The sequence below is a fragment of the Helicobacter pylori genome, assembly GCF_002832345.1.
In the GTDB taxonomy this organism is placed as follows: Bacteria; Campylobacterota; Campylobacteria; order Campylobacterales; family Helicobacteraceae; genus Helicobacter; species Helicobacter pylori_CP.
Genome location: NZ_PHLZ01000025.1, coordinates 21,805 through 33,045, shown reverse-complemented (window position 1 = coordinate 33,045; position 11,241 = coordinate 21,805). Strand labels below are relative to the sequence as shown.

At 40.3% G+C, this 11,241-nt stretch carries 9 protein-coding genes, 1 tRNA gene and 1 pseudogene; 4 read left to right on the top strand and 7 right to left on the bottom strand.

Annotation, left to right across the window (positions count from 1 at the left end):
- Positions 1–118 precede the first annotated feature (118 nt).
- Positions 119–640, top strand: a pseudogene (locus tag CXY28_RS07215) (DNA methyltransferase); the annotation flags it as partial.
- A gap of 18 nt (positions 641–658) precedes the next feature.
- Here the strand turns inward: CXY28_RS07215 and xseA are convergent.
- The 7 genes from xseA to hopF all read right to left on the bottom strand — a co-directional run bounded on the left by xseA (position 659) and on the right by hopF (position 8,274).
- Positions 659–1,921, bottom strand: a complete 1,263-nt coding sequence (gene xseA, locus CXY28_RS07210) for an exodeoxyribonuclease VII large subunit (protein ID WP_100980229.1) — start codon at positions 1,919–1,921, stop codon at positions 659–661.
- A 12-nt stretch (positions 1,922–1,933) separates the two neighbouring features.
- Positions 1,934–2,989: an RIP metalloprotease RseP gene (gene rseP, locus CXY28_RS07205; RefSeq protein ID WP_181233356.1), complete on the bottom strand. Its 1,056-nt coding sequence runs from the start codon at positions 2,987–2,989 to the stop codon at positions 1,934–1,936.
- Entirely contained in the window at positions 2,986–3,645 is a 660-nt protein-coding gene (locus CXY28_RS07200; RefSeq protein ID WP_100980227.1) for a MotE family protein, read from the bottom strand. The genes rseP and CXY28_RS07200 overlap by 4 nt, the downstream gene beginning before the upstream one ends.
- Complete coding sequence (locus CXY28_RS07195; RefSeq protein ID WP_100951296.1) at positions 3,638–4,066, bottom strand: flagellar export protein FliJ; 429 nt, start codon at positions 4,064–4,066, stop codon at positions 3,638–3,640. The genes CXY28_RS07200 and CXY28_RS07195 overlap by 8 nt, the downstream gene beginning before the upstream one ends.
- A complete protein-coding gene (purA, locus tag CXY28_RS07190; protein ID WP_100980225.1) occupies positions 4,063–5,298 on the bottom strand; it encodes an adenylosuccinate synthase in 1,236 nt (411 codons plus the stop codon). The genes CXY28_RS07195 and purA overlap by 4 nt, the downstream gene beginning before the upstream one ends.
- Before the next feature lie 99 nt (positions 5,299–5,397).
- The gene (gene hopG, locus CXY28_RS07185) at positions 5,398–6,810 is read right to left on the bottom strand and encodes a Hop family outer membrane protein HopG (protein ID WP_100980223.1); all 1,413 of its coding nucleotides are present in this window, start codon (positions 6,808–6,810) and stop codon (positions 5,398–5,400) included.
- Between the two features lie 12 nt (positions 6,811–6,822).
- Positions 6,823–8,274, bottom strand: coding sequence for a Hop family outer membrane protein HopF (hopF, locus tag CXY28_RS07180; protein ID WP_100980221.1), 1,452 nt, complete (start codon positions 8,272–8,274; stop codon positions 6,823–6,825).
- Positions 8,275–8,432: 158 nt separating this feature from the next.
- On the opposite strand from hopF, the gene CXY28_RS07175 reads away from it, so the two are divergent.
- The 3 genes from CXY28_RS07175 (at position 8,433) to nikE (ending at position 11,192) form a co-directional block, all read left to right on the top strand.
- Positions 8,433–8,508 (top strand) — tRNA-Ala (locus CXY28_RS07175).
- A 101-nt stretch (positions 8,509–8,609) separates the two neighbouring features.
- Positions 8,610–9,632, top strand: coding sequence for an ABC transporter permease (locus CXY28_RS07170; RefSeq protein ID WP_000116880.1), 1,023 nt, complete (start codon positions 8,610–8,612; stop codon positions 9,630–9,632).
- A gap of 9 nt (positions 9,633–9,641) precedes the next feature.
- The gene (gene nikE, locus CXY28_RS07165) at positions 9,642–11,192 is read left to right on the top strand and encodes a nickel ABC transporter ATP-binding protein NikE (protein WP_100980219.1); all 1,551 of its coding nucleotides are present in this window, start codon (positions 9,642–9,644) and stop codon (positions 11,190–11,192) included.
- Positions 11,193–11,241: the final 49 nt, after the last annotated feature.

Genomic DNA, 11,241 nt, shown 5'->3' with positions numbered 1-11,241 from the left:
ATTTAGTCCATTGGTATCTTAACGCTCCGCTTAACGAGGTGGCTAAACCTTGGCTTAAATTTTTCGTTGTAGCGGGCTTTAGGCTCTCTGCGATCTTAGCGTCGTTTTTGAAAAGTCTGTGAAAACCTTAAAAAGCAGAGGGTGGAGCAGCGATGAAAAGCTTAAGAAGTTATATTATCAAAACAGACTTATTTTTAAGAATAACCGCCCTTATGAAAAATATTACCTAAAAGAATCGCAAGATAATTGTTTGAGCGTGTTGGATTTTTATAGCCGACAAGGCACAAAAGATTTAGAAAAATTAGGCTTAAAGGGGCTTTTTAAGACACCAAAACCTGTAGGATTGATTAAATATTTATTGCTATGCTCCACCCCTAAAGATTCTATTATTTTAGATTTTTTTGCAGGCAGTGGGACAACAGCGCAAGCGGTTATGGAAGTTAATAGGGATCATTGTTTGAACTGGTCTTTTTATTTGTGTTAAAAAGAAGAAAAAATTAAAAATAATCCGCAAGCTATTAGCATTTTAAAAAATAAGGGGTATCAAAACACGATTTCAAACATCATGCTATTGCGTTTAGAAAAGATCATTGAAAGAAGTGGATACGAGATTTTAAAAACAAAATCTATTTTATTTTAAATCTTATTTTTCAAACCCCTACACCCTATCCACGCTCAAAATTTCAGCGCTCGCTCTGGCTTTTTCATTATTCAATTCAATTTTATCGCCCGCTTTTAATGCCTCTAATTCTACCGCTTGATGGTTTTTGCTCACAAACGCCCCGAATTGGGGTAATTTCAAATTGGCATGAGCGAGTTTGAGGGCGTTTTCTAGCCTGTTTAAGCGCTCTGTTTTAGTTTGTAAAAAAGGGCTTGTCAATGCTTGAATAGAGATTTTTTCTAAAAGCGTTTTTTTAAAGCGCAAAAATTCTAATGTTTTATTTTCTAAAGCGATTTTTAGTTTCTCTAGTTTTAAGGTGTTTAAATGGTGCTTGTTTTCAAAACTCAATCGTTTTAAAGAGGCCGCTAAATGCTCTAAATGCGCCTTTTTTTGATGGAGCAAAGTTTTAAAAGAGCGGTGCAATTTCACATTAAACCCATCAAGTCTTTGCAACCATTCATCGCTATTAGGGAGCAAAATCTCCATCGCATTTGAAGGCGTAGAAGCCCTTAAATCCGCCACTAAATCGCTCAATAAAAAATCGCTCTCATGCCCAATAGCTGACATGCTGAAGGTTTTAGCCAAATGCAATGCATCAGCGATTTTCTCATCATTGAAAGAATACAAATCCTCCATGCTCCCCCCACCCCTAGCCATTACAATCGCATCAAAAGCGTTTTTTGTGTCATGAAAACTATCCGCATAAGCGATGCTCTCCACCACGCTTTGAACGCACCCCTCCCCTTGCATTAGAGTATTGATGCAAACCAATTCGCACATCGGCCATCGTTTGGAAGCGATCTTTTGCATGTCCGCCCAAGCGGCTGAATTTTGAGAAGTGATGACTGCCACTCGTTTAGGAAAATGCGGTTTGGGTAATTTATTTTCTTTATCAAAATAGCCTTTAAGGCGTAATTTTTCTTTCAATTGCTCTAAAGCTAAAGTTAATGAACCTATATCTTTAGGCTCTATTTCAAAGCAATTGATTTGATAATCCCCCCTTGGAACATACACGCTAACACCCCCAAAAACAACCACTTCCTGCCCTTCTTTTAAAGCGAATTTAAGCCTGTTAGCGTTCCCTTTAAACAGCACGCATCTAATGACTGATTGGCTGTCTTTGAGCGAAAAATACGCATGGCCGCTCACCTTATGGATAGTCAAATTACTCACTTCCCCTTGAACCCTAACTTGCAAAAAAGTCGCTTCTAAAAGGGCTTTGATTTGCGCGTTGATTTCGCTCACGCTCAATACATGCATCAACTCCCCCTTTTATAGCAAACGAGTGATGTCATTGAAAAGCCCTAAAAACATGACAAAAACCAAAAACCCCACCCCCACTAGCCACAACGCATTTTGTATGGGTGTTGGCAAAGCGATATGAAAAATATTTTTAAAAACAACCCCTAGCATTTGCCCCCCATCTAAAGCGGGGATGGGTAATAAATTTAAAATCCCTAAATTGATAGACAAAAACGCCCCAAACAACAAAAGCATGCTCACGCTATTGGCATGGCTTAACGCCCCCACAATGCCTATTACCCCACTCAATTCTTTAATTGAAGCACTCCCCATAATCAAACGCCTTAAAGAATCCACAATCAAAACAACGCCCTCTTTAAACCGACTCAAGGCCTTTTCAAACGCTTGAAACACGGAATAAGAGACAACGCCCATTTTTTGCATGTCCGGTTTAATGCCTATTATTTTGTATTTGATGATTTCATTAGGATCATTAGATTCGCTTATTACCGCCACGATTTTAGGGGTCAGCCGTTTTTCTAAAATCTGATGGTTCCGCTCTATTTCTAAAATTAACTCGCCTTGAGAACGCGCCACTATCTCTCTAATCTCTCTAAAACTCGCTATTTTTTGATGGTTGATAGAAAGGATTCTATCCCCCTTTAACAGCCCGGCCTCTAGCGCGTTACTCTCTAAATCGCCAATGATTGGCAGTAAGACTTTTTCCCCGCCCAATGCCAGAAAAAAATACACTAAAATCGCAAAAAGAAAATTAAAAAACGCCCCCCCAAATAGTATCCATAGCTTTTGGAAAGGGCTTTTTTGCGCGTAGCTATCATTTGCTTGATTAATTTCATTTTCTTCATTTTCTTCTTTATCCATGCCCTTTAATTTCACATAGCCCCCAAGCGGGATCAAGGACAAAGCGAATTGCGTGCCAAAAAGCCTAAAAAAACAGAGTTTTTTGCCAAAACCAATGCTAAACACTTCCACTTTCACCCCACAAATCCTAGCAATAATGAAATGCCCTAATTCATGGACAAAGATTAAAAACGCCAGCGTTAAAATTGCTACAATGAACATCATACCCCTGCAGGCTCTTTGGTGTTAGGATCTTTTAGGGTTGGCTCTTTGGGAGGCGTGGGTGGTGTGGGGGGCGTGGGATCTGTGGTTTTTTGGTTTTCTTTATTTTCTTTTGGGGGTTTTTGCCACAACTCTGTCAAAGCCGCCGCTTTTTTAGGATCCATTTTGGCTAGAATTTTGCCTAATTCTTGGGGTTTTAGTGCCATTAAAATTTCTAAGGCGTTTTGAGTGGGTAAATTTTCTAAAATCAGAGCCGATTTAGAATCTTTCATTTTAGAATAAGTCTCGCCAATCTTGCTGTCTTTAGCTTGCTTGATTTCTCTTAAAATTTCTTCATTTTCTTCTATCAAATTCTTAAGGCGTTTTTTTTCTTCCGTTTGTAAGGTTTTAAAGGCTTCTTCTTTAGCCGCTAAATTTTTCAGTTTTTCTTCCACTTCTTTTTCTTTTTTGCTTAACAGATCGTTTTTTTCATCTAAAAGACGGGCGTTTTCGGTTTGCAAGATCCTTAAAGACTGCTCTTTTTCGCTCAATTGGCGCAAATCCTCTTTCAATTCGGCTTTTTTAGATTCAAAAATCGCAGAGCATTGCAACAATTCTTGCACGGCTTCTTCGCTAAAGAGCGCTTGCAAAATCAAGCCCATTAACAAGATTTTACGCATGCAAGCCCTCTTTTTGCCAGTGTAAAATCATGGCGTTTTCGTCCAAAAGAGCCTGCTCTTTTTTTTCCACAATTTCCTTTTCTTTTTGCTTTTCCTTTTCTAAAATGATTTTAGCTTTTTCTAATTCCTGGTTAGCCAAAAGATAATCTTTTTCTAAAATTTTTAAATCCTTAGTTAAATTCTCGCCCTCTTGTTGGTAATATTCTATCTCCATTCTTAGAGCGCTTTTTAATTGCTGGATTTGTAAAAAAAGGCTCATTCCCCCCAATTCAGGGTTTTTAAACGCGCTCAATTGGGCTTGTTTGTCCAAAATTTCTCGCTCCTTTTGTTGCAATTCTAAACGCTTGCTTTCAAGCTTTTGCTCTATTTTTTCTAACGCAAGGGTTTTTAATTGCACCAACACAGAAGCGAATTTTTTCATAGAAAAATCGTGTCTTCTCTTTCAGGGCTTGTAGAAATAAGGCCAATTTTTACCCCCACTTCTTTTTCAATGAAACGAACATACTCTCTAGCGTTTGGCTCTAAATCGTCTGATTTTCTCACGCCCACGCTTTTTTTCCAGCCTTTAAAAGTTTGATAGATTGGCACGCAATCTTTCAAATCGCTAGGGAAAGCCTCCAATCTTTCGCCCTTTCTTTCATAAGCCACGCACACCTTAATCGCATCAATCCCATCCAAAACGTCTAATTTCATTAAAGCTAATTGCGTGCAACCATTCAAAGCGCAAGCGTATTTTAAAGCCACCAAATCCAGCCACCCGCAACGCCTTGGGCGCTTGGTTGTCGTGCCAAACTCCGCGCCCTTAGTCCTTAAATGATCGCCCATGGGTGTAGTGTCTTCGCTAGGGAAAGGCCCATTACCCACACGAGTGGAGTAGGCTTTCGTGATGCCTATCACTTCATTGATCGCTTTAGGGTTTAAGCCGGTGCTCACGCATGCACTAGCGCTCGTGGTGTTAGAGCTTGTTACAAAAGGGTAAGTCCCTAAATCAATGTCTAAAAGCGTGCCTTGCGCCCCTTCTAGTAGGATTTTTTCACCCTTTTGGTTCGCTTCCATCAGCATGCTTGTCGTGTCTTTGATAAAGGGGCAAATTTTTGGAGCATAAGTTTTAAAATACTCCCTCAAATCTTTTTCGTAATCCTCGCCCAAATCATACGCTTCTTTAAAAGGCTCAATGGCTTTGAAATGCGCTTTTAGTTTCTCTTCTAATATGGTATCGTCTAATAAATCCCCCATTCTTATCCCACTCCTCGCCATTTTATCCTCATAGCAAGGGCCTATGCCTTTTTTAGTCGTGCCGATGTTTTGAGATTTTTCTTTAAAAGCGTCTTTTTTGGCATGATAAGGCAAGATCACATGGGCTCTGTCGCTGATAAACAAACGATTTTCTAAATCCTCAAACGCGCTGATTTCTTCGCACAAATCTTTAATACTCACGACCACCGCGCTAGAAATGATGTTCTTGCATTGGGGGTATAAAACCCCTGAGGGCATTAAATGCAAAGAATGCTTAACCCCCTTATGCACAATGGTATGCCCAGCGTTATGCCCGCCTTGATAGCGCACCACAAAGTCATAATCTTTAGCGATCCTATCAACAATTTTTCCCTTCCCCTCATCTCCCCACTGGATCCCCACAACGACATCTGCCATAAAATATTATCCTTAAAACAAAGTAGATTGGATTGTTTAAAAGCTTGTTAGAATACCAAAAAAAAGTAAAAAAGCCTCTTTATAAGCCCTAAAAAGAGCTTAAAAACCTATCGTGTAATTGATATAGAACGCATACGAACGCCTGTAATCCACATCAGCCCCGTTCGCTTTCAAATACCTTTGATTGATAGCCGGGATTTTCACGCCAAATTCCATCCCATGCTGAATGCTTTGAGACGCGCTCAAAAACCGGTGGTGCATGGTGCTGGCAAAATGAGCCCTTAAGCCCAAATTAAACAAAAATTGGAAATTCGTGGGAGTGGGGTATTCTTTAAACGAGTTTTCAATTTGGCCTCTCAAAGAGCTATCCCAAGTGTTACCCGCTATTTGAATGCCCCCAAACACCCCCACATTCAAGGACTGATCGCTAAAAACCCTTCTAAAGATATTCCATAAAAAGTCCGTGCCAGCGCCATAAGTAAAGATATTCGCTTTAACAGCGCTGCTAAGACTGCCCAATTGCGTAAAGCCATAATCAAAGAAAGCGTAATACCGTAAGCCTATATTCTTCTTGTTCCCAAAAAATTGCTTATAGCCCATTTGAATGCCAAAGCCATTAATAACCCCATGCTGAGAGCTTCTACCTGGCCCAAATTGGGGCAAGTAGGGCTCATCGTAATTATTTAGCATTCCTCCTAGCTGTTTTAGATTCTCTTGGTAAGTAGCGATTCGATCCGAGATGGTTTTCACATCCTTTTGAAGCATGGCCCCTGCACCACCGCTCTTATTCAAGTCTTCTGCGATCTGGCCTAGCTTTGCTGAAGAAGTGTTATTAAAAAGCTGCATTTGGGCTAAGAGCCCTTTTAAAAATACCGAATTACTATCCAGATTCACTCTTGTAAGCGCGTTTAAAAGCGCCACGCTTTCCGTGGCTAAGAGACTGAATTCACTTTGAGAATTATAGAGAACTTTTATAATCCCTACATATTCAGGAACGACTCCATTATTGCTGCCATTATTACTATTATTAACCAAGTTATAAAGCATGTTACTCAAATACACTTGCAAGGCTTGAACGCTATAAGCGTTTTTATTCGCTTCAAAGCGTTGCTCAATTTGGGGGAGTATTTTTTTAAACTGGGTTAACTCTGCGTTGTTGTTGCCAACAGTTGTATTAGTATTGACAATTTGATTGCCTATCCCTAAAAGAGCGTCCATGGTCGTGTTTGTCGCTAAGGCTAAAAGCCCATTACCCCCTGCCATACCCACGCCCACTTGGCGGAAATCATCAATGACATTATTCCTTAGGGTGCTGCCTTTGTTATTGATGTTTTGTTGCGCGCCACCGATTTGATAGCCCACTCCCATATAAAAACCATCATCTTCAGCTAACGCTATGCTTAAAGGAAGGCTAAAAAGCAGAGCGGTTTTTAAAAGCCCTTTTTTGAGTGCGTGGTATTGACCTTTTTCCATTCTTGTATTCTTTATCTCTTTTGTATTGGTGTTTTTCATCAAGAGCCTTCCTTAAAAACCGACTGAATAGCCCACATAGAAGCTAAAATTCCTCATATAGCTCGCACTTGAGCCTTGGGTTGCAAAATATTTATGAGCGATAACAGGGATTTTCACCCCAAATTCTATCCCCTGGTCTAGCCTGTGCTTGTTGAAATTGGTTTTTGCAAAGTTGGTGCGCACGCCCAAATCAAACAAGAATTGGAACGAACTAGACTTGACATCAGGCCTTTGCCCGCTCAATAGGTTCGTTACATTCGTGTTCCAAGTTTGCCCTGCAATTTGAGCGCCAAAGAAAAGGCCGATCGTAGTCCTTTCCCTCCTTCTAGAGCGTTCATACACATTGTATAAAAAATCCGTTCCTACCCCATAAGTAACAAGATTCGCTCCCACTTTTAAATTCGTATCGCCAAAATTCGCATAGCCATAATCCAAAAACCCGTAATACCTTAAGCCGATATTTTTCTTATGGGTGAAAAATTGTTTATAACCCATCTTAGCCCCAAAGCCGTTCATGCTCGCTGACTGATAATCTCTGAGCGAAAAGAGGTTAGGGATATAAGAAATCTTATAAAGAGAACTAGCCGAAGATTCAAACTGGCCTAAGCTCGTATTGATGATGTTTATGACTCTGTCTAGCCCTTTCTTATAGATAAGCTGGTTTTGGCTAAAACAAGACGATGCGCTGCTACAAATATTTTTTTCAATAAAACTCCCTAACCTCAAAGTCTCACGATCCAAAGAAATCCCGCTCTTAATCAAAGCGTTGAGCTCACTCACCGTAGAATTAGCCCCTATCAAGCCCGTTTGCGAAGAAAAATTTTGCATGCCTGTGGCAATATCGCCCACACTCACGCCGTTATACGCTCCATTAGTCCCACCCGCGCCTAAAAGCATGACTTTCATGATGTTTTCGTATAGCTGTCCGTTACCATTATTTTGTTGGATTTTGCTCAAATCCACCTGCCCTAAAGCTAAAACGATGTTTTGAGCCACTAAGAGCATGCTATCAGTGATACCGATTTGTTTGTTCCCCACATCCACCACCAAAGGCTTAATGACACCCTGATTAGCGTATTGTTGGGACAGATCCAATAGTTTTCCTAAAATCCCTAGAGATTGCTCTAAATTGACTAAAGCTTGGTTTGGTTGTCCGTTTGGTTGCGATGGTTGCGCTTGTGAGCTGTTTTTCACGCTTTCACTCAAAAGAATTTTTGTTTTATTCCCTAAAATATCCAAGTAGTAGGATAAGGGAATGGCAGAAGTTTGCAACCTCACAGCCCCATCTCTGATTAACTGCTTTAATTCTTGCGCTTGGGTGAAGCCTGGATTTTTCAATTCCTGTCTGGCCAAACTCGTTTGGTAATCTATGACAAAAAACGCCCCATCTTCTTCAGCGTTACACAAAGACATGCCCGCTAGTAAGGAAAGAGCGATCGTTTTTTTAAAGGAGTGGTTTTTCAAAAATATCCTTTTTGCTTTGATAAGTGATTTTACTTAATCCATAAAAGAAACTTTCTAATTTTAAAACAATCATTCTTAATTTGCTATTAAGTGTTTCAAAAAAGCATCAAATTGACATCTTTTAAGCAAAATGTTATAATGCTCGCTTAATTTTATTTGGGGTGTTAGCTCAGTTGGGAGAGCGCAACGCTGGCAGCGTTGAGGTCAGGGGTTCGAACCCCCTACACTCCACCATTATTACGCTTATTCTCTTTCTTTATTAATCAGACCCGTTTTCTTGCTAGTATTACCCATAATTAATTATAATCTTAGGAATTGTTTTTCATCAAGGGAGTTTGAGCGTGAGCAGTTTGTTTAAAATGCGCATTCTTAGTTTTAAAAAGAATAAGCGGGCGGTGTTTTCACTCTATCTTTTTATCGCTTTATTAGCACTTTCTCTTTTAGCCCCCTTGTGGGTGAATGATCGCCCTTTATTCATCTATAAAGACAATAAAGCGTATTTCCCTATGTTTAAAAACTATGCGGAAGTGGAGTTTGGAGGCGATTTTTTCACCCCTACGGACTATAACGATCCTTATGTGCAAAACACGCTTTTAAAAGACGCTTTCATCATCCATGCGCTCATCCCTTATAGCTACGATACGATCATTATGGATTTGGACTCGCCTGCCCCCACCCCCCCAAGCTTCAAACACCTTTTAGGCACAGACGATCAAGCCAGAGATGTGTTAGCCAGACTGGTTTATGGCTATCGGGTTTCGTTAGTGTTTGGGATTTTACTCACCCTTTTTAGCGTTCTTATTGGCGTGAGTTTGGGAGCGTTTCAGGGGTATTATGGAGGGTTAATAGATTTAGTAGGGCAAAGGTTGAGCGAGATTTGGAGCGCGATCCCCATGCTTTTTTTACTCATTGTGATTTCTAGCGCGTTTAATTCTAATTTCTGGATCATTTTATTTTTAGTCTTGCTCTTTAGCTGGATGGGGCTTTCTCAAGTCGTGCGCACGGAGTTTTTAAAAGCAAGGAATATGGACTACACCAAAGCCGCTAGAGCGCTTGGGGTGAATGATTTAAAAATCATTTTCTACCATGTTTTACCCAACGCTTTAGTGGCGACGATCACTTATGTGCCGTTTTTAATGGCGGCCAGTATTTCTACTTTAGTGTCTTTGGATTTCTTGGGTTTTGGCATGCCTATAGGGAGCGCGAGTTTGGGCGAATTGGTCAATCAAGGCAAGGATAACCTCACCACGCCTCATTTAGCCATCGTTGCGTTTGTAGCCATTAGCTTGTTGCTTTCTGTTTTGGTGTTCATTGGCGAAGGGGTGCGCGATGCTTTCAACGCTAACATGCTCAAATAAAGGGGTTACATGCTAGAAATCAAAAACTTGAACTGCGTTTTAAACGCGCATTTTTCGCTCCAAAACATCAATATTTCGTTAAATCCTAGCGAAAGGGTGGCGATCGTGGGCGAGAGCGGGAGCGGGAAAAGCTCTATCGCTAATATCATCATGCGTTTAAACCCCAGATTCAAGCCCCATAATGGCGAAGTGCTGTTTGAAACAACCAACCTTTTAAAAGAAAGCGAAGAATTTATGCAGCATTTAAGGGGTAATGCGATCGCTTACATCGCTCAAGACCCCCTATCCAGCCTAAACCCCTTGCATAAAATCGGCAAGCAAATGAGTGAAGCCTATTTTTTACACCATAAAAACGCTTCTAAAACGCTCCTTAAAGAACAAGTTTTAAACGCCATGCAACAAGTCCAATTAGACGAAAAATTTTTGGATCGTTACCCTTATGAATTGAGCGGAGGGCAACGCCAAAGGGTGTGTATCGCTATGGGCATTATTAATGCGCCCAAACTGCTCATTTGCGATGAGCCTACCACCGCATTAGATGCGCAAATCCAAAACCAGATTTTAGACTTGCTCAAGCAATTGAGCGTGGAAAAAAACATCGCTCTTTTATTCATTAGCCATGATTTAAAGGCGGTCAAACGCTTGGCTGATAGGGTTTATGTGTTAAAAAAAGGCGAGATAGTAGAAACCAATTCCACCAAAGAGCTTTTTAATGACCCTAAGTACGAATATTCAAAACTCTTGATTCAAGCTTCTAACTTGCCCGCTAAAAATTTAAAAGCGCTAGACGAGACGCTTTTAGAGGTGGAAGATTTTAGCGTTTATTACTTGCAAAAACGCTTTTTTAGACCTTCTTTAAAAAAACCCCTTATCACATCAGTGGATTTTTCCCTCAAAGCCAAAGAAAACATCGGCATCATTGGCGAAAGCGGGAGCGGGAAAAGCTCTCTAGCGTTAGGGCTTTTAAAACTCGCTCTAAACAGCGGGGAAGAAAAGATTTTAGGCCAAAGCGTGGGGCTTTTAAATTCTAAAGCGTTCAAACCCTACCGCAAGATCTTGCAAATGGTGTTTCAAGACCCCTACGCCTCATTAAACCCTCGCTTAAGCATTCAAAGCATTTTAATAGAAGCCTTGCACTTTGCTTACCCTAAAGCTTCCAAAGAAGAATGGCACCGTTTAGCTGAACTTTGTTTAGAAGAAGTGTGTTTAAACCCTGAATTGCTTAACTTTTACGCTTATGAGCTCAGCGGAGGGGAACGCCAAAGAGTAGCGATCGCTAGAGCGATTGCCTTAAAACCTAAAATCATTCTTTTAGATGAGCCTACCTCTGCTTTAGACAAAAGCATTCAAAAAAGCGTGTTGGAATTATTGTTGAATTTACAAGAAAAGCAGGATTTGAGCTATTTGTTTATCAGCCATGATTTAGATGTGATCAAAGCGTTTTGTGATAAGGTGTTAGTGGTAAGTGAGGGGAAAGTCGTAGAAATGGGCGCTATTAAAGAGGTGTTTGACAACCCTAAGCACGCTTATACGAAGCGTTTGTTAGAATCCAGGCTTTAAAGCTTTATTTTAAAATTTATGCCTTTAATATGTATATGTTTTTTAATCG

Bases quoted from the DNA above. Each gene is read 5' to 3' on its own strand.
- xseA (WP_100980229.1), bottom strand. From the start codon at position 1,921: ATGCATGTATTGAGCGTGAGCGAAATCAACGCGCAAATCAAAGCCCTT.
- rseP (WP_181233356.1), bottom strand. From the start codon at position 2,989: ATGATGTTCATTGTAGCAATTTTAACGCTGGCGTTTTTAATCTTTGTC.
- CXY28_RS07200 (WP_100980227.1), bottom strand. From the start codon at position 3,645: ATGCGTAAAATCTTGTTAATGGGCTTGATTTTGCAAGCGCTCTTTAGC.
- CXY28_RS07195 (WP_100951296.1), bottom strand. From the start codon at position 4,066: ATGAAAAAATTCGCTTCTGTGTTGGTGCAATTAAAAACCCTTGCGTTA.
- purA (WP_100980225.1), bottom strand. From the start codon at position 5,298: ATGGCAGATGTCGTTGTGGGGATCCAGTGGGGAGATGAGGGGAAGGGA.
- hopG (WP_100980223.1), bottom strand. From the start codon at position 6,810: ATGAAAAACACCAATACAAAAGAGATAAAGAATACAAGAATGGAAAAA.
- nikE (WP_100980219.1), top strand. From the start codon at position 9,642: ATGCTAGAAATCAAAAACTTGAACTGCGTTTTAAACGCGCATTTTTCG.